This window comes from Stenotrophomonas sp. 85239_Sma, from assembly GCF_056481725.1.
The window spans coordinates 3,422,664-3,440,967 of record NZ_CM151163.1 but is presented as its reverse complement, the minus strand read 5'-3'; the positions used below and the strand labels follow the sequence as shown (position 1 = coordinate 3,440,967).

Here is an 18,304-nt window from a genome sequence, read left to right as displayed (position 1 = left end):
CATGAGCCAGGACGACACTCCCGACCTCGCCACGCCGCATGCGGGCAAGGTGGCACCCGAGGCAGTTGCGCTGCGCGCCCAACCGCGCCCGGTCACGCGCCTGAACCGGCGCACGCTGGCCATCCTCGTCGGCGGTCTCTCGGTCGCTGTGCTCGGCGCGCTGATGTGGTCGCTGCAACCGCAGCGGCGCGGTGCAGGCGAGCAGACCGAGCTTTACAACGTCGATCGCGTCTCGAAGTCCGAAGGGTTGGACGCGCTGCCGGCGGACTACTCGAAGCTGCCGCCCCCCTTGGCGGCATCCGTGCCGGAGTTGGGGCCGCCGCTGCCAGGCGATCTTGGCCCGGCCATTGTGAAGTCGCAGCAGCCGGTGACGGCCGCCTACGCGGCCCCCGGCAACGACCCCAACGACGCGTTGCGCAAGGAAGCCGAAGCAGCAGCGGCATCGGCGGTGTTCTTCCGCTCTGGTTCGCAGAAGGCCGCGCCGGTGGCGCAGACACAGGTAGCCGCTGCGCCGGGCTTCACCGCCAATGCGGCCTTCGACCCGCTGGCGGCCGGGCCTGCGTCGACGGCGGCCCAGCCCGCCGACCCGACCGCCGTGCAGAACCGGCAAGACCAGAAAGAGGCATTCCAGAAAGCCGGAACCACGGAAGCCCGTGATTCCGGCAACCTGACGCTGCCGGCGTCGCCGTATCAGGTCATGGCCGGAACGGTGGTCGCCGGGGCGCTGGTGACGGGCATCAAGTCGGACTTGCCGGGCGATGTGATCGCCACAGTGACGGAGCCGGTCTATGACACGGCTACCGGCAAGTTCCTGCTGATCCCGCAGGGGTCACGCATCCTGGGCAAATACAACAGCCAGGTCAGCTACGGGCAGAGCCGCGTGCAAGTGGTGTGGAACCGGATCATCCTGCCCGACACGTCTTCGCTCAAGCTCGACAACTTGGCCGGCACCGATCCGGCCGGCTACGCCGGCTTGGAAGATGATGTGGATTGGCATTGGGATCGCGTCTTTGCCGGTGCGGCACTGACGACGCTACTGGGCATCGGTGCCGAACTGGCTGCGCCGGAGAACCGGCAGGACGGTGATCGCGTCATCATCGCCGGCCGCGATAGCGCCCAGGACAGCATCAATCAGGTCGGTCAGGAGATGACCCGGCGCAACCTCAACATCCAGCCCACCTTGACGGAGCGCCCCGGCTTGCCGGTTCGCATCATCGTCAACCGCGATCTGGTGCTGCGGCCGTACCAGCCACTTTTCTTCAACAGGGGGACTTCGCGATGACGACGCGCAAGCTACGGCTCGGGCCGCTGCCGAAAACGGAATCCACGAAGCTGACTTTTGCTTGCCCGGCCAGCCTGAAAGCCGACCTCGACCGCTACGCTACGCTGCACGCGCAGACCTACGGCGAGGCGGTCGATGCCACGGTGCTAATTCCGCACATGCTAGAAGCCTTCATGGTCGGAGATCGGGGATTCAGGAAGGGAGGCGCGGGCAAGGCCGCGCCGCCGAAGCCAAGCTGATGATGCCGGTTTCCGCTGGCGGCCATCCCTCAAACGCGCAGCCCAAGGCTGCGCGTTCTTCATTCTGGAGGACGGCGACCGATTGGGCTATGAAGACCAAACGCGGCTACCGCCTGCAGGCAACCGCCCCCGATGCAGCACGCTCGGGCTTTCTACCGCGAAGCTCCTATGTGGCTCCCAGCCCACAACGCCACAGCCCCGCAAGGCGGCCCGAAGTAGAGCCAAACCCGCACCCCATATAGACTTCCGGCCATCAGGCTGATTTCAACAATCGCTTGACTGCGGACATTTTTTATGCCCGCGTATCGGCGGGCAATGCCAGCGCCGGGGGCGGGAAGCGCTCCACCAGGACGTCGAGGAAGCTGCACAGGCGGGTGGAGTGGCAACGGTCGTCGGGCACACGGTCGAGCCTGCCAGCATCGGCCTGCCGCCACTTGCAGGTGCGCTCGGTTCGAACGACCGGCATTGATGGCCGGCACGTGCCAGTACGCTGAGTGGCGTGCCATGCCTGGCCAGGTACCCCGGCGAGGCACACATCATCAGGCGATAGGCGGGTAGTGCACGCGCCACCAGCACGCTGCTGTCGATGCACAGCGCCGCTTCGAAGCCCTCTCCGGCAAAGTCGAGCACACGACCCGCCAGCGTGGCTTCGACCCGGACATCCGGATGACGCGCCCTGTACTCGGCCAGTGCCGGTACCAGCGCATGCGTACCGAAGATCACCGGTGCACTGATACGCAGCGTGCCTGCCGGTGCCAGAGGCGGGTGCTGTGCCTGGGCGCCGCCGCAGGCGCCCTCCCGGCCAACCACGGTCGATGACGCTGACAGTATCCGGGAGGAAGCGATCGCGCTGAACTTCTCCGCCGGGCGATGGCTGACCCAGGCGCTGTTGCCCTGCATGCAGGCGCGGCATGGAAGCGGGTGATCAATTCAGCGGCTCGATGGAACCGCGTGCGGTGAATGCCGCCACCGCGGCGAAGGCGGCACTGCACCTGTGGAGCAAGGGATTGTCGGAGGTGGCCGGGCAGGGCATCACGGTGGACGCGATTGCACCGACTACACATGCCAACAAAAAAGGGCGGCCTGCAGGCCGCCCTTTGCGCCTACGGTCGAGCCCGCCAGATCAGCGTGGCGATGCCACCGCACGGTTGCTCGAAGCACCCTTGCCCTTGCGCTTGTCCTGCTGCGCCGGACTCGCGCCCTCGGCCATCAGGTTGTCGCTGCCGAAGTCGGTGTCCACGTCCAGCCAGCGCTGTGTCGGCAGGCCGAGCGCGGAATCAAGCACGGTCGGCAGCAGTCCGCTGGGCAGGCTGCTTTCGCCGTTCCACATGATGGCGATGCCGAGATCGCGTTCCGGCACCAGCGCGACCAGGCCGCGATAGCCCTGCACGGCACCGGCATGGAACACCACGTCGTGGCCGGCGTAGTCGAAGGTACGCCAACCCAATGCATAGCCGGCCGAGTGCAGGCGCTCACGGCGCCAGCCCGAACGCATCTCGCCCGGCGTGTTGATCAGGCTCGAATGCAGGGTGGCCAGCAGCGGTGCCGGCAGCACGTCGGGGCGATGGCCGGTGTGGGCCAGCAGCCACTGCGCCATGTCGCTGGCGCTGGCATTGACGCCAGCCGCCGGAGCAACGCGGTAGTAGGTCGGCTTCGGCGTCAGCGAGACCCAGCCGTTGCGGCTCCGCACGTGCGGGCGCGCCCAGCGCGAGCTGGCCTGGATGCCGGCCAGGCCGAGGCTGGCATCATTCATGCCCAGCGGCTTGAAGATGCGGCGCTCGACCGACTGCTCGTAGAAGCTGCCGGAGGCCGCATAGACAACGTCGCCGATCAGGCTGAAGGCCACGTTCTGGTAGGCGTAGCAGTCGCCCGGCAGGCACTTCAGGCTGGTGTTGGCCAGTTTCTGGGTCAGCGAGTAGTACTCGGCGTTGCCTTCGATGTCGCGGTCGTAGGCGTTGTACGGCAGGCCGACGCGATGGCTGAGCACGTCGGCCACGGTCAGGCGGTCGGTGGCTTCCGGCGAGTTGAGGCGGAAGCCCGGCACGTAGTCGGTGACCTTGCTGTCCCAGCGCAGCGTGCCGTCGTTGACCAGCAGGCCGGCCATGGTGCCGGCGAAGGCCTTGGACAGCGAGGCCAGGCGGAACACGGTGTGCGCATCGACCGGCAGCGGGTTGTTGACGTCGGTGACGCCATAGCCGCGCGCGCTGAGGATGCGGCCGCCCTGCACGATCGCCACCGCCATGCCTGGCACGCGCTCGCCATAGGTCAACTGCTGCGCCATCGATTCGATGTTGGCAACGTTGAAGCCAGCCGCCGGCGCCTGGACGCGCGGCACCAGACCGGTGCGGTAGGCCGCCGGCTGGGTGTGGGCGACGGTGGGAGCCGTTGCGGATTCGATGTTGGTCGGCATCGGCGGCAATGCCGGCGGTGTCTGCGCGGTGGTGGACAAGGCAACGGGCATCAACATGCCCAGCAAACCGGTGGCCGCCGAACGGATCGGACGACGCAGGCTGTTCTTTTTCATCGGTTGGACCCGTGCGCGACTGCTGATGGCGATTCTAGCGCCGCTTTTCCCTTGTGCACAAACAAAGCGAAGATGAATGCGCATCTCGTTGAAAAAGTTGGAATTTTGACGCCTTGAATGCATGTATCAGAACATGTCATCCGGGGTCGGCCGCGGCGCTCATCTGCCGGAGGGAAGGCGGGTCGCGCTGGCGATGTTGCGGTGCATTGGCTAACGTACGCGCTTCACCGCCCCGGAGCCTGCCATGCCGCTGTCCAACCGCCGTCTTCAGGCGAGGGACACCGCGTGAGTGCGGTACGGGGGAAGGGGCCGCTGCAGGGCCTGACGGCGGCACTGCGCGAGTCGCCGGCGCTGTGGTGGTCGTTCCTGTACTTCTTCTGCCTGCTCAGCGGCTACTACGTGCTGCGCCCGGTGCGTGAGGCCATGGCCGCCTCGGCGGACCTGGAAACGGTGTTCCCGCCCGTGCTGATCGCCTGGTTCGCCAGTCATGGCATCGCGTTGAAGGACTTCGTCCTGCAGTTCCTGTTCTCCTGCGTGTTCGTGATCATGCTGGTGCTGCAGCCGGTGTACGGCTGGCTGGTCAGCCGCTTCCCACGCCGTGTGTTCCTTCCCGTGGTGTACGGCTTCTTCATCGTCACCCTGCTGGGGTTCTACGCACTGTTCGACAGTCACGTGCCAGGGCGGGGCATGGCCTTCTTCCTCTGGGTGATGGTCTTCAACCTGTTCGCGGTGGCGGTGTTCTGGAGCTTCATGGCCGACGTGTTCTCCAACGCACAGGCGCGTGCCTACTACGGCTACATCGGTGCGGCCGGTACCGTTGGCGCGTTCCTCGGCCCGTTGCTCACCAGCGCGCTGGTGCAGCGCGTGGGCATCGCCAACCTGATGCTGGTCTCCGCAGCATTCCTGGTCGTGTGCCTGCTGTGCATCTGGCGGCTGCGGCACTGGGCGGTGCTGCGCGAACGCGAGCAGCAACTGGTGTCTGGCGAGAAGCCGATGGGCGGCAGCGTGCTGGATGGCCTGAAATTGATCGTGCGCGAGCCGCTGCTGCGCTGGCTGGCGGTGATGGTGGTGTTCGGCGTGGGCGTCGGCACGCTGCTGTACAACCAGCAGGCCAGCATCGTGCGTGCGGCCTTCACCGACCCGGCGGCCAGTACTGCGTTCTTCTCGCGCATCGACCTGGCGGTGAACGCGCTGGCGCTGCTGATGCAGGTGGGCCTGACCCGCTGGCTGCTGTCGCGCCATGGCATCGCGCCGGCGCTGCTGATTCCGGGGTTCGCGATCCTGATCGGCTTCTCGGTGCTGGCGGCCTCGCCGATGCCGCTGATGGTCGCGGTGGTGCAGGTGATGACCCGCGCCAGCGAATTCGCACTGGCCAAGCCGGCGCGCGAGACCATCTACACGCGCGTGGACCGGCAGTGGCGCTACAAGGCCGGCGCAGCGATCGACACGGTGGTGTACCGCGGCGCGGACCTGGGCTTCACCTGGATCCACAAGGCGCTGACCCTGTTCGGTTCGCATGTGGTGTTCATCGGCGGCGTGCTGGTGGCCGGCTTCATGACCCTGGCTGCGTTCGGCGTGCTGCGCGAAGAAAAGAAGCTGCCGCGTGATCGATAGAGCGCCGATTGATGCTTGAAGGCCGTGCAACTATAGGCTCATGCAGGGTTGTTGATTGTCTGGTTTCGGGGAGAGTGGGATGATCAAGGGGAGCGCGAAGGACCACGTTCTGGACGAGGCTCAGTTGGAAGCATGGGTGTTTTCGGTACTGGAGCTGGTCAGCCAGCTACGAAATGGGAACCTGGAGAGAACGCTCTTCGCCAACGCCCTTGATGAGGAGGAGGATGTCGGAGGATGGCTCAAGGGCAACCTCGGGCTGATGAACTTCTCGGCGCGTGGATTTGGCGGTCGGCTCATCTTTCCGCACGTTATCGGCCCCAGCTCCCGAGCGTTGGCGAGGGTGGTCGATGCAGCCCGACGCGATCTGGAATTTGATGTTCTTACCCGCACCACACACGGAAAGTTGAACGTCCTTCGCCGCAGCAATGACCTGAAGCCAGACGCCTGGTTGAGTGCTGTTCCCCAACTCACCGCGGGGCGGTTGAAAGGCGGGTCTCGAGCCGGCAGGGGAGGTCAGAAGAGGCGGCAGGGCCCTGGCGGAGGCGAGGAGCAACTCCGTCATGCCGATCAGTGTGCAGGGTACCCGCACAAGCGATCGGTCTACCACGACTCGGAGTTCCTGCTGCTCAACTACTTTGATCTGGCACTTCGGCGGCTCTACCGGTTCTCCCATTGGAGGCGGATGGAGGGGGTGTTGTATCTTTTTACGGAGCGACGCCCTTGCAGTGATTGCTGCCATGTCATCATCCAATTGCTGCGTCGCTATCGCAGGATCCAGTTGGTGATCGTTCGGGCAACAGGAGGGCGCGGCTCTGACGAGAACATGCTGGAACGGTTGTCGCAGCATCCAAGGGTTCATCTGCGGAAAGTGGTGGTCCAGCCAGTAGGTGTGGAACTCTCCTCGCCATTATCCGTCGTGGAGACGGGGCCCTTGGCGCTTCCGTACCCTGATGGGACACCGCGTAGAGGTTGGTCGCCCAAGGGTGCAGAAATGCGGCGTTGACCATCACCATCACCATCTGGAGGCTGGATTTGATATGCAAGTGATCGCCCTGTTGCTGACCGTGCTGGTCGCTGTGCTGCACCTGTACTTCCTGGTGCTTGAAATGTTCCTGTGGACCCGCCCGCTGGGCCTGAAGACCTTCCGCAACACGCCGGAGAAGGCCGAGACCACGCGCGTGCTGGCGGCCAACCAGGGCCTCTACAACGGCTTCCTGGCGGCGGGCATCGTGGTGGGGCTGGTGATCGATCAGCCGGTGCTGGTGACGTTCTCGCTGGCCTGCGTGGTGGTGGCCGGGTGCTATGGCGCCTACAGCGTGAGCCGCCGCATTTTCATGATCCAGGCGGTGCCGGCGATCCTGGCGCTGGTGTTGCGAGCGCTCTGAAGTCGGCGCGTGCTGGCAGGCGTCGCCGCTCAGCGGCTGATGGCGCGCATGAAGCCCAGCCACATCGGCACGGCATGCAGTGCCGCACCCAGCACGAACAGGCCCGTCAGCAGGTGTACGCGCCAGTCGTTGATGCGCAGGAAGACGAATTGTTCAAGTGCGCGGCCCACCCAGAACACCGCCATGAAGCCCAGCAGGACCACCCCCAGACGAGTGTCGACCAGGTCCGGGGCAAAGATCAGCGCGATCAGCCCCATTCCCAGGAACACATAGATCACGCGCAGATTGAGGATCTGCATGATCGCGCGGTTGGCTGTGCCGAGCTGGGCGAGCTCGCGTTTCCAGCCGAACAGCCGCCAGAACGCCAGATGGAAGGCGGCAAACCCCAGACTGTGAATGCCTGCCAGGCGCACCAGTAGTTCTGTGGTTGTCATGGTTGATCAGCCTGTGCGCGGAGGGCGCGGCGATACCCACATTGCGATGGTCGCATGGAACACCTCGGTCCCTGCCGCATCGGTCACGCTGACCCCCACCGGCAGGTCGTAGCCGTCCGCAGCACTGACGATGGACAACATTGGCGTCGCCACGGCCTTCAACGTGCCCAAGGCCTTGGCCTGGTATTTCACTTCCATGCCCTTGGGGATCCAACGCATGTCTGCCGGCAGGCTGGCGTCCACCATCACTCCGCCGACCAGTTCGGCCAGGTTGCACATCGCGATCGCATGTACCGTGCCAATGTGGTTGTTGATGCGGCGGTGCTGGCGGATCACGCCTTCGCAGCGGCCTGGCTCCAGTGCGGTGATGATGGGCGCGATGCTGGCGAAGTAGGGCGCCTTGAAGCACACCGCGCGCGAGAACAGCCAGTTGCCGGCAGGCCAGCGCTGCAGGCGGCGGTAGAGCGAAAGCAGGGGCGTGGACATGAGGGGTATTCCGGTCGGCGGATAAAGCGACGGCGGGCCGAGGCCCGCCGTCGAGGCAACGCGTGTGGCGGGCGATCAGGCCGCCTGCGAATGCGGGTCCTTGTGCTGGCGGTCGTAGTAGCTGGCCGCGCGCAGTTCGTGGGTGTCGAAGTCGTCCACGGTGATGGTGTCCAGGGTCAGCGTACGCAGCTCTTCCAGCAGGCTGCGCTCGTCCTGGGTGATCACGCCCTCGGCCACGGCTTCGTCCAGCTGCGCCTTGAAGTCCAGCGCCTCGATGCCCTTGCTCTTCAGCGCCTTCAGGAACTTGCGCTCCACCGGCTCGGCCATGATCGCCTTGCTCAGGTAGCTGTTGATGCGGCCGCCCGGGTTGTTCTCGCACGGGGTCAGGAACACGCCACTGGCCAGGCGGTCGCGGGCTTCATTCGGCGCCATCAGCAGGGCGGCGACGCGGCGGCTCAGGCGGTCGCCCGGGGCCTCGGCACGACGGCCCAGCGGGAAGATCAGCGCCCACATCAGCCAACCGATCGGACGGATCGGGAAGTTGCGCAGCGCAGCCGACAGCGACTCTTCGATCTTGTGCACGCTGTCATGGAAGGCCCAGGCCAGCAGCGGCTGGTCGGCCTGCGGTGCGCCTTCGTCGTGGTAGCGCTTGAGCATGGCGCTGGTCATGTAGACGTGGCTCAGCACATCGCCCAGGCGGCCGGACAGCGATTCCTTGAACTTCAGCTTGCCGCCGAGGGTCATCATCGAGATGTCGGCCATCAGCGCCAGGTTGGCCGAGTAGCGGTCCAGCTTGCGGAAGTAGCGGCGGGTGTAGGCGTCGCCCGGGGCGGCACCGAAGCGCGCGCCGGTCAGGCCGAACCAGAACGAACGCACGGCATTGGAAATGCCGAAGCGGATGTGGCCGAACAGGCTGCGGTCGAAGTCCTGCAGGCCGGCACGGGTATCGGGATCCTGCGCGGCCTTCATTTCCTTCAGCACCCACGGGTGGCAGAGGATCGCACCCTGGCCGAAGATCAGCAGGCTGCGGGTCATGATGTTGGCGCCTTCCACGGTGATCGCGATCGGTGCGGCCTGCCAGCTGCGGCCAGCGAAATTGCGCGGCCCCAGGATGATGCCCTTGCCGCCGATCACGTCCATCATGTCCGAGATCACTTCGCGGCTCATGCTGGTGCAATGATACTTGGCGATCGCCGACGGTACCGACGGCACGTCACCACGGTCGACCGCCGCAGCGGTGGCCTGCGAAAGTGCGCTGATCTTGTACGCCTTGCCACCGATGCGGGCCAGCGCTTCCTCGACGCCCTCGAAGCGGCCGACCGACAGGCCGAACTGCTTGCGGATGCGCGCATAGGCGCCGGTGACGGCCGCACCGGCCTTCGCACCGCCACTGGCAGTGGACGGCAGGGTGATCGAGCGGCCCACGGCCAGGCACTCGTTGAGCATGTTCCAGCCCTTGCCGGCCATGGCTGCGCCACCGATCAGCTGGGTCAGCGGAATGAACACGTCCTTGCCGCGGATCGGACCGTTCTGGAACGTCGAGTTCAGCGGGAAGTGGCGACGGCCGATTTCAACACCGGCGGTGTCGCGCGGCAGCAGGCCCAGGGTAATGCCGATGTCGCGGGTATCGCCGATCAGGCGATCCGGGTCGTACATGCGGAAGGCCAGGCCGATCAGCGAAGCGACCGGAGCCAGGGTGATGTAGCGCTTGTCGAAGGTCAGCTTGACGCCCAGCACCTGCTCGCCGTTCCACTCGCCCTTGCAGACGATGCCGTAGTCCGGAATCGAGGTGGCGTCGGAACCGGCGAACGGGCCGGTCAGGCCGAAGCAGGGCACTTCGCGGCCATCGGCCAGGCGCGGCAGGTACTGGTCCTTCTGTTCCTGGGTGCCGTAATGCACCAGCAGTTCACCCGGGCCCAGCGAGTTCGGCACGCCGACGGTGGAGCTGACCACCGAGGACACCGAGGCCAGCTTCTGGATCACCTTGTGGTGGGCCAGCGCGGAGAAGCCCAGGCCGCCATATTCCTTCGGGATGATCATGCCGAAGAACTTGTTCTTCTTGATGAAGGCCCACAGCTCTGGCGGCAGGTCGGCGTGGACGTGGGTGATTTCCCAGTCGTTGACCATGGTGCACAGCTCTTCCACCGGGCCATCGAGGAAGGCCTGTTCTTCGGCGGTCAGCTGCGGCTTGGGATAGTTGAGCAGGATGTTCCAGTCCGGATCACCGGTGAACAGTTCGCCCTCGAAACCGACCGAGCCGGTTTCCAGCGCGATGCGCTCGGTCTGCGACAGCGGCGGCAGCACCTTGCGGAACACCTTCATCATCGGGCCGGTCAGCAGCGGCTTGCGGATGAACGGCAGCAGCAGCGGCACGGCGATGACGGCCAGCACGGCGGCCGCGACGATCGTGGCGGTCTGGTTGACGTAGGGAATGAACCAGCAGGCGGCCAGCAGGGCCACGCTGATCAGCGTCCAGGTAACCAGCCGCATGCGGTGGTAGGCGACGAACGCGCCTGCCAGCAGCAGGGCGAGGAAGGGAAGAACGATGCTCATGAGCGTGCTCCGGTGACGTGCTCGTTTGTGGCGGACGAAGCCGCAGCGTCCGCTGCGGGCAACACGTCCAGATAGTCCAACACAGTAGCGGTAAAGGCGTCGTTGTCATCGCCAGCGACCATGTGCGTGGCCTGCGGCAGCTGTACATGCCGCGCATGCGGCGCCAATGCCAGGAATTCGGCCACGGTCTGCGGCGTGACCAGGTCGCTGCGGCCGCCGCTGACCAGCAGCAGTGGGCATTTCACCTGGCGTGCGGCTTCGGCCAGTGCGTCCTGGTGCTGTTCGCTGTCGCGGGCCAGCTCGGCCACTAGGCGCGGATCCCAATGCCAGCGCCAACGCCCGTGGCCGTCCTCGCGCAGCAGTGCACGCAGCGACTGCTCGGATTTGCGCGGACGATGCGGCATGTACGCCGAAATCACGTCGGCGGCCTGGGTCAACGAAGCGAAGCCGTCGGGATGGGCCGTCATGAAGGCCAGGATGCGCTCGACGCCGGCGGTGTCCCAACGCGGGGTGATGTCGACCAGCACCATCGCCGAGAACAGGCCCGGCCAGCGCGACTCGGCCAGCAGGCCGAACAGGCCGCCCATCGATGCGGCGACCAGTACCGGCGGACGCGGCTGTTCGCCGGCCAGCACGATCAGGTCGTCGGCGAACTGTTCACCGTGATAGGGCAGGTCGGCAGCATTCCAGTCGGAATCGCCATGGCCGCGGGCGTCGTAGGCCAGCGTCTGCAGCCCAGCGGCGTTCAACGCGCGGGCGGTGGCATTCCAGGCATGACGGGTCTGGCCGAAGCCATGCGCGAACAGCACGCGGCCGCGCCGGCCATGGTCGCTGGCGGTCGCCGCGAGGCGGGCGCCATGGGCGGCGTCCAGGCGCAGGTCGTGGAACGCAGCGGAAGTTGGGGACGTAACCATACTTGCTAGTATGGATCGCTTCGGGGGGAAGTCAATACTGCAGGGTATGGTGCACTGCGAAAGGCGCCTGAATGGACCCTCCCCAGGGTCCTGCGACGCTTCCGACCGCAACCGCGTACTGCAACGAACCCCGGCGTATGGTTAAATCAGTCCATGAATCAACCTGACGCTTCCGCCGGCGAACCGCGCGCCGGCCGCAACAGCCGCCTGAGTGCCGAAGACTGGGCCCAGGCGGCCCTCGATCTGATTGCTGAACAAGGTGTCGGCGCCGTCGCGGTGGAGCCGCTGGCACGGCGACTGGGTGTCACCAAGGGAAGTTTCTACTGGCATTTCCCTTCGCGCGATGCATTGCTGCAGGCGGCGCTGGAACGCTGGGAACTGTTCGAACAGGAACAGGTGTTCGGCAGCCTGGAAGACGTACCGGATCCGCGCGTGCGCCTGCGCCAGCTGTTCCAGATGGTGGCGCATGAAGTGCAGCCGCACATCATCTACAGCGAGCTGCTCAAGGCACTGGATCATCCAATGGTGCGGCCGGTGATCGACCGCGTCTCGCAGCGACGCCTTGATTATCTGGTCGCCTCGTTCCGCCAGGCCGGCCTCAGCTCGACCGACGCACGCCATCGTGCGCGGCTGGCCTACGCTGCCTACGTCGGCTTCCTGCAGTTGTCGTTGCAGCTGCAGCAGCCCAAGCAGGCACGCGAGGATTTCGAAGCGTACGTCGAGCATCTGATCGAGACGCTGATCCCGAACGGATGAGTGCCCGGGAATGATGCTGAAGGAAGGCCGCGGCGATGCCGCGGCTTCTTTTTTCGCGCGCGGCCCAGCGTGCTTCCATGCACCACAAAGAACAACGGCCCCTTGCGGGGCCGTTGCTGCATCAGCTGATCAGACTGCCGATCAGAACTTCTGCTTGTACTGCATGTACATGAAGCGACCGATGTCGTAGCCACCGTAGTAGGAGTACTGCGAGTTCGGCGCCGAGTACATCTGCGGGCCGTAATGATCGAACACGTTACGCGCACCCACGGCGATGGTTGCATTCCACGGGGCGTTCCAGGAGACCTGGACGTCGTGGAACATGGTCGAACCACGCTTGTTCATCGGCTGGTCGCGCACCGGATCCGGCGAACCGAAGTCCGGCAGGCTGCACTCGTCGCTGTAATAGCAGCGCTCCTTGACGCTGGAGAAGTAACGGGTGCCCCAGGTCACGCCCCAGTCGCCACGCTCCCAGCCCAGCACCAGGTTCGAACGCAGGCGGAAGTTGCTGCCGAAGCCGTTGAGGATCGACACCGGCACCTGCTGCGCGTTGGTGGTCTTCAGCACGTTCTTGGTGACGTAGCTGTTCTGCAGGTTGGCGTTGAAGGTACCCCAGCTGTCGGTCTCGAAGCGGTAGGCCACGTCGAAGTCGAAGCCTTCGGTTTCCTGGTAACCGGCATTACGCGGTGCGTAGGTCAGGTTGATCACGTTGTGACGGTTCGGGTCACGGGTGAACGAGTTGCAGCGCTCGGCGATGCCAAGCACGTAGCAGTCGTTCAGCTGGTCATCCGGGCTGTCGGTGACGATGGTGTTGGTGATCTTGATGTTCCACCAGTCCAGGCTCATGTTCAGGCCCTGGGCGAAGGTCGGGCTCCACACCAGGCCGACCGTCTTGGACTTCGACTTCTCCGGGGTCAGGTCCGGATTGGAGACGGCATTGAACGGATCCGGCGTCTGCTCATCCGGACCGCTGGCCGGCACATAGCCCTGGCGCAGCTGGCGGAAGGTGCTGGCGGTCGGGCCGATGGCCGCGGCACACCGGGCGGCGACGCCCGGCTGATCGGTGGAGCCGAACGAGGTGTCGCACGGATCGGTGAAGTACGCGAAGGTCTGCGAGCTGCCACCGTACAGATTGTCGATGGTCGGCGCACGGAAGCCTTCGGCGTAGGTCGCACGCACCAGCAGCTGGTCGATCGGCTTCCACTTCAGGCCGAACTTGTTGTTGGTGGTGTTGCCGAAGGTGCTGTACTTCGAATAGCGCGTCGCGGCGTTGAAGCTCAGTTCCTTGGCACCCGGCAGGTCGGCCAGGATCGGAACATTCAGCTCCAGGTACACTTCGTTGACGTCGTAGCCGCCACCGGTCGGGCCGGCGGCCAGGTCTGTCGAGTAGCCGGTCTGCGACAGGGCGTCCGGATTGTACGAACCCTTGTCTTCGCGGTACTCGTAACCCAGCGCGAAGCCCAGGTCGCCGGCGGGCAGGGTGAACAGGCTGCCGGCGATGTTCGCGTAGTAGGTCTTGGTGGTGACTTCACCGGTGTTCTTGGTGGTCGGGAACAGGAACTGCTGCAGGTCCGGGTTGCCGGTCAGGCCACCGTCACCGGTACGGCCATACGGAATGGCCGGGTTCCACGGCAGGCAGCCGCCGGCGCCCGGGCCATAGATCGGATTGGAGCCGTCGACCAGGCCTGCGGCCGTGCCGCACTCGACGCGGCCGGTGGCCGGGTTGTAGAACGACGGACCGGTGGCGGCATTGACCGCCAGCACGTTGTAGTTGCCGGTCTGGCTCTGCTGGTTCTCAGAGTTCTGGTAGATGTAGCCCGCTTCCCAGTCGAAGTACTTGTCATTGAACTGGAAGCTGCCCTGCAGGGCGCCGGTGAAGCGGAAGGTGGTCAGCTTGTTGGTCGACAGGCGCGGCACTTCCCAGCCACGGCGCATGAAGCCCATGTCCTTGCCGAAGGGGTTGTAGTAGCTGTCGGCATCCCACTTCGCACCCAGGCGCTCATACGAGGCGGTCTGCAGCGGATAGCCTGCGACCTGGGCCTGCGACTCACGACGGGTGTAAAGCAGGTCGGAGACGAAACGGACGTTGTCGGTCAGGTCGTACTGAACGTTGGCGAACACCGAGCGACGCTTGGTCGGCGTCAGCAGGTGCATCTGCGTATTGGAGTTGCTGGTGTCACCGGTGATGCCGGCGAAGTCCTGGTCGTGGTACTGATTGACGTCGCGGTAGTCGCCACCACGGTTCAGCACCAGCCAGTCATCGGTATCCGGATCGATGATGGTGCCCCACTGGCTGACCGGGCTCCAGTTCTGGGCCGGGTGGAAGGTGGTGCGCGGATAACGGCTGAACCAGCGGTCCTTGGCCCACACTTCCTTTTCTTCGGCGTATTCGGCGCCGATGGTGATCGAGCCACGGTCACCGGTGAAGCCGGCCACGAAGTCGTAGCTGGTCTTCTGGCCGTCGCCTTCGCCGTACTGGCCGACGTAGGCGTTGGCTTCCAGGCCCTGGAAGTTCTTGCGGGTGATGATGTTGATCACGCCGGCGATCGCGTCGGAGCCGTAGATCGACGACGCGCCGTCCTTCAGCACGTCGATGCGCTCGACGATGGCCGACGGGATCTGCGACACGTCCTGCAGGCCGCTGACGCTGGCGCCGAGGCGCTTGCCGTCGACCAGCACCAGGGTGCGCTCGGCACCGAGGTTGCGCAGGTCGATGTAGAAGCCACCGACGGCTTCGCCGGAGGACAGCGGCTCGGAACGGCTGATGGCCGGGCTGCCGGCGGCAGAGATGTTCTGCAGGACGTCGGCCACGGTCTTGAAGCCGCTCTTCTCGATCGAAGCGCGGCTGATGCTCAGGACGGGCTGTGCGGTTTCGGTATCGACCTGACGGATGCGCGAACCGGTGACCTCGATACGGTCGAGGTTGGTGGCTTCCTGGGCGTGGGCCGTCGCGGTGGTGGCACCGGCGACAAGCGCGATCACAACTGCGTCACGCAGTTGGCTTGACTTGAGTTTCATTGGCTCTCTCTCTCCAAGAAATCTTGGCTGGGGTTAATGCCCGGCGGGGGAGCGAAAAAGCGCTCCCAAATCGCGAGGCTGACCCGATAGTAACGGGCGTTCGCCAAGAATTAAAGCTGTGTTAATCAAGTCTGTGATTTTGGTAAAAATGCGCTTTATCCATGCCAATCAATAGGTTGATGGTATGGATATGCGTTCCTGCCTCGATTGTTAACGCAGGATGATGGAAAAAGTTTCGACTGATATGTATCACACTATGTCGATGTGTTCGGTTTCATATCCAATAGCGTTATCCATCTACCGGTGCGTGGCAGGCGCACACATGCGAAGGGCGCCCTTCGGCGCCCTTGGGAACATCGCTACTGAACCTGCGTGCGGGATCAGAGATCCTGTTCGTAACGCACATACGGCACGGTGCCGTCATCATTGCTTTCGTTGCGCGGCGAGAACGGATTCTTGCCGCGGCTGATCACATTCTCGGCACCGACGGTGAGCTGGCCGGACCACGGAGTACGCCAGGTCAGGCCGATGCCCAGGCCTTCCCACTTGCCGGGCTTGCCCGGGACGTCGACCACGCGGCCGATGATGCTGCCGGTGAAGTTGCCGTAACCGGCGCCGATGCTCAGGCTCTTGCTGTCCCAGCGATCGACGATGGCTGGCGAGGCGTCGGCCAGCGGAACCAGACGCGCCTTGGCGTAGGTACCGGCAATGGAGACGAAGCCTTCGCGACCGATGTTCTTCTGCGCGAACACGGTCAGATCGTTCTGCTCGGCACGCAGCGAGGGCGTCTTGTTCGGGCCGGACAACCAGGCGGGAAGGGTTTCACGGCCGCTGCCGGCGGTGATGCCCAGGCGGCTGTTGCCACGGTTCAGTGCGGCGGTACCGCTGAAACGGCGGCTGTTCAGATCGTCCTCGTCGCCCAGGCTGGCCAGCATGCAATGACTGGCCAGGCCGCTGATGCTGGTCCCGCTGCTGCTGTTGCAGAGCAGGCCGAGCGAATCGCCTGAGGAGAGGCCAAAGGCCGCGTCCAGCGAATTGCGGCCGAAATGCCAGCGGGCGCCGGCGGCCTGTTCGCCAGTCGGTTCCAGGTACAGCAGCGCCTCGACCTTGCCGCTGCCCTTGTTCCATACCGGCAGCACGGTGCGCGTGTCCTTGCTCTGCGCATGCACGCCCGTGATCGCGCCAAGGGCGATCAGCAGGGCCAGCGGTAGACGCAGGTAGGTACGCATCGGACCAGTTCAGACAGGGACGGACAACGGAAGTTCCCGCGGGGACGGGAACCTGATCCTAGGGTGTTTATGAATTCTTAACAAGCCTTGATCCTCCCCAGGTACAAGACTGCCGTTTACTGAAGTCGTTCAGGCGCCGGTACAGCCCCCTGGGCGCCGTGGAACAGTATGCCGAACTCCGTCAATGGAAAGTGATACTCGCGCCCGCAGAATTCGCAACGGACTTCGACGGCGCCGGTGTCCTCGGCGGCCGCACGGGCCTCCTCTTCCCCCAGCGACTGCAGCATGCCGGCAACCCGCTCGCGCGAGCAGGAGCAGGCAAAGGACAGCGGCTTGCCGCCCAGCAGTTCCGGCCGCTCTTCGTGGAACAGGCGGTGCAGCAGCTGCTCGGCCGGGGTGGCCAGCAGTTCCGCCTTGCCCAGGGTCTCGAACAGGGCGCTGGCGCGGGCCCAGCCATCCTCGTCGCCTTCGTCGCCCGGCAGCTTCTGCAGCAGCAGGCCCGCGGCACCGCTGCGGTCGGCGGCCAGCAGCAGGCGGGTCGGCAGCTGCTCAGACTGGCGGAAATAGTCCTCGAAGGCCTCGTCCAGTTCCGGTGCGCTCAGCGCCACCAGGCTCTGGTAGCGCTGCGGCTCGCGCGGATCCAGGCCGGGATTTTCAATGGTGATGGCGAGGATGGCGTCATCACCGAGGCTGGACAGGTCACGCGGCGCGTCGGTGCCTTCGCTGAGCTGGGCGATGCCGCGCAGGGTGCCGCCGGCGGTGCACTCGGCGAACAGGGTGCGCAGGGCAGTGCTGCTGCGCAGCTGCACTGACAGGCGGCCATCGATCTTGGTGTGGCCGGTGAACAGTGCGGAGGCGACGCAGGCCTCGCCGAGCAGCTCGGCAGCGGCGTCCGGGTACGCGGCGTGGGACAGGATTTCCTGCCAGGTGGCCTGCAGGTGCACATGCACGCCGCGGACGCCGGCGTCGGGAAGCAGGAAACGGATCAGGGAATCGGAGTTGGCGGTCATCGGCTCACATCGCGCGTAAACGGGGGCGGTTGCCGGATAATGCGCCGACAACCAGACAGAAGAAGGATGCACCAGTAATGGGGGCAGTGGGAGAGCAGCACAAGGTAGAGGCGGTGGTGGCCGCCCCGCGCCGGCGGCGCTGGAAGCGGCTGCTGTGGCTGCCGGTGCTGCTGGCCGCCTTCAGCTGCCTGCAGGTGCTGGTGCTGCGGTTCATCGATCCGCCGGTGTCCACGGTGATGCTGTGGCGCTATGGCGAGGCGCTGGGCGAGGCCGACTGGTCCTATCGGCTGCATTACCAATGGCGCGACATCGAGCAGATGGCGCCGAGCCTGCCGATCTCGCTGGTGGCGGCCGAGGACCAGCGCTTCCCGGATCACAACGGCTTCGATCTGCAGGCCATCGAAAAGGCCCGCGACCACAACGCCAGGGGCGGGCGCCTGCGCGGTGCCAGCACGATCAGCCAGCAGGTGGCCAAGAACCTGTTCCTGTGGCAGGGCCGCAGCTGGGTCCGCAAGGGCCTGGAAGTCTGGTACACGGTGCTGATCGAGGCGCTGTGGCCGAAGGAGCGGATCCTGGAGATGTACGCGAACATCGCCGAGTTCGGTGATGGTGTATACGGCGCGCAGGCGGCAGCCCAGAAATTCTGGGGCAAGGACGCGGCCCGGCTGAGTCCGGCCGAGAGCGCGCGACTGGCGGCGGTACTGCCGGCACCGAGGCGCTACAGCGCGGCAAAACCAGGGCCGTATGTGCAGCGGCGCGCGGCATGGATCCAGCGCCAGGCACGCCAGCTGGGTGGCGCGTCATACCTGTCGGAAGATTGAGGGCAGATGCCCTCGGGGCGGCGGGCCATGCGCCTGCAG

Annotated in this window: 16 protein-coding genes; 7 read left to right on the top strand and 9 right to left on the bottom strand. The window is 65.3% G+C overall.

The window, feature by feature from the left end; all coding sequences use genetic code 11:
- The first annotated feature begins 1 nt into the window (after nt 1).
- Entirely contained in the window at nt 2-1,282 is a 1,281-nt protein-coding gene (locus ACYKG1_RS16065) for a TraB/TrbI/VirB10 family type IV secretion system protein (RefSeq protein ID WP_004883119.1), read from the top strand.
- Nucleotides 1,279-1,521 (top strand): DUF2274 domain-containing protein, encoded by a 243-nt coding sequence (locus ACYKG1_RS16060; protein WP_004883121.1) that lies wholly within the window; start codon nt 1,279-1,281, stop codon nt 1,519-1,521. Before ACYKG1_RS16065 ends, ACYKG1_RS16060 begins: the two co-directional genes overlap by 4 nt.
- 264 nt (nt 1,522-1,785) lie before the next feature.
- Here the strand turns inward: ACYKG1_RS16060 and ACYKG1_RS16055 are convergent, their stop codons facing one another.
- Together ACYKG1_RS16055 and ACYKG1_RS16050 are read right to left on the bottom strand one after the other, a co-directional pair.
- A complete protein-coding gene (locus ACYKG1_RS16055; RefSeq protein ID WP_478470900.1) occupies nt 1,786-2,421 on the bottom strand; it encodes a LysR substrate-binding domain-containing protein in 636 nt (211 codons plus the stop codon).
- Between the two features lie 223 nt (nt 2,422-2,644).
- On the bottom strand, nt 2,645-4,045 hold the full coding sequence (locus tag ACYKG1_RS16050; protein ID WP_478470899.1) for a serine hydrolase domain-containing protein: 1,401 nt from the start codon (nt 4,043-4,045) through the stop codon (nt 2,645-2,647).
- 285 nt (nt 4,046-4,330) lie between these two features.
- Here ACYKG1_RS16050 and ACYKG1_RS16045 point away from each other — a divergent pair, with 285 nt between their 5' ends.
- The 3 genes from ACYKG1_RS16045 (at nt 4,331) to ACYKG1_RS16035 (ending at nt 7,044) form a co-directional block, all read left to right on the top strand.
- Nucleotides 4,331-5,659 (top strand): NTP/NDP exchange transporter, encoded by a 1,329-nt coding sequence (locus ACYKG1_RS16045; protein WP_262227546.1) that lies wholly within the window; start codon nt 4,331-4,333, stop codon nt 5,657-5,659.
- A 79-nt stretch (nt 5,660-5,738) separates the two neighbouring features.
- A complete protein-coding gene (locus ACYKG1_RS16040; protein WP_099562610.1) occupies nt 5,739-6,662 on the top strand; it encodes a hypothetical protein in 924 nt (307 codons plus the stop codon).
- A 34-nt stretch (nt 6,663-6,696) separates the two neighbouring features.
- Complete coding sequence (locus tag ACYKG1_RS16035; protein ID WP_014038168.1) at nt 6,697-7,044, top strand: DUF1304 domain-containing protein; 348 nt, start codon at nt 6,697-6,699, stop codon at nt 7,042-7,044.
- A gap of 29 nt (nt 7,045-7,073) precedes the next feature.
- On the opposite strand, the gene ACYKG1_RS16030 is transcribed toward ACYKG1_RS16035, so the two are convergent.
- From ACYKG1_RS16030 to ACYKG1_RS16015, 4 genes are all read right to left on the bottom strand, one after another.
- On the bottom strand, nt 7,074-7,457 hold the full coding sequence (locus ACYKG1_RS16030; protein ID WP_232289652.1) for a hypothetical protein: 384 nt from the start codon (nt 7,455-7,457) through the stop codon (nt 7,074-7,076).
- A gap of 27 nt (nt 7,458-7,484) precedes the next feature.
- The gene (locus tag ACYKG1_RS16025) at nt 7,485-7,964 is read right to left on the bottom strand and encodes a hotdog fold domain-containing protein (protein WP_478470898.1); all 480 of its coding nucleotides are present in this window, start codon (nt 7,962-7,964) and stop codon (nt 7,485-7,487) included.
- Between the two features lie 75 nt (nt 7,965-8,039).
- Nucleotides 8,040-10,517, bottom strand: coding sequence for an acyl-CoA dehydrogenase (locus tag ACYKG1_RS16020; protein ID WP_478470897.1), 2,478 nt, complete (start codon nt 10,515-10,517; stop codon nt 8,040-8,042).
- The gene (locus tag ACYKG1_RS16015) at nt 10,514-11,431 is read right to left on the bottom strand and encodes an alpha/beta fold hydrolase (protein WP_100473634.1); all 918 of its coding nucleotides are present in this window, start codon (nt 11,429-11,431) and stop codon (nt 10,514-10,516) included. The genes ACYKG1_RS16020 and ACYKG1_RS16015 overlap by 4 nt, the downstream gene beginning before the upstream one ends.
- Before the next feature lie 153 nt (nt 11,432-11,584).
- On the opposite strand from ACYKG1_RS16015, the gene ACYKG1_RS16010 reads away from it, so the two are divergent.
- Nucleotides 11,585-12,187 (top strand): TetR/AcrR family transcriptional regulator, encoded by a 603-nt coding sequence (locus ACYKG1_RS16010; RefSeq protein ID WP_005418411.1) that lies wholly within the window; start codon nt 11,585-11,587, stop codon nt 12,185-12,187.
- 141 nt (nt 12,188-12,328) lie between these two features.
- Here ACYKG1_RS16010 and ACYKG1_RS16005 read toward each other — a convergent pair whose 3' ends face one another.
- From ACYKG1_RS16005 to hslO, 3 genes are all read right to left on the bottom strand, one after another.
- Entirely contained in the window at nt 12,329-15,205 is a 2,877-nt protein-coding gene (locus ACYKG1_RS16005) for a TonB-dependent receptor domain-containing protein (RefSeq protein ID WP_262227544.1), read from the bottom strand.
- A gap of 380 nt (nt 15,206-15,585) precedes the next feature.
- Nucleotides 15,586-16,434: an XOO1806 family protein gene (locus tag ACYKG1_RS16000; RefSeq protein ID WP_100473632.1), complete on the bottom strand. Its 849-nt coding sequence runs from the start codon at nt 16,432-16,434 to the stop codon at nt 15,586-15,588.
- A gap of 116 nt (nt 16,435-16,550) precedes the next feature.
- Complete coding sequence (gene hslO, locus ACYKG1_RS15995) at nt 16,551-17,444, bottom strand: Hsp33 family molecular chaperone HslO (protein ID WP_262227543.1); 894 nt, start codon at nt 17,442-17,444, stop codon at nt 16,551-16,553.
- Nucleotides 17,445-17,521: 77 nt separating this feature from the next.
- On the opposite strand from hslO, the gene mtgA reads away from it, so the two are divergent.
- Entirely contained in the window at nt 17,522-18,265 is a 744-nt protein-coding gene (mtgA, locus tag ACYKG1_RS15990; RefSeq protein ID WP_478470896.1) for a monofunctional biosynthetic peptidoglycan transglycosylase, read from the top strand.
- Nucleotides 18,266-18,304: the final 39 nt, after the last annotated feature.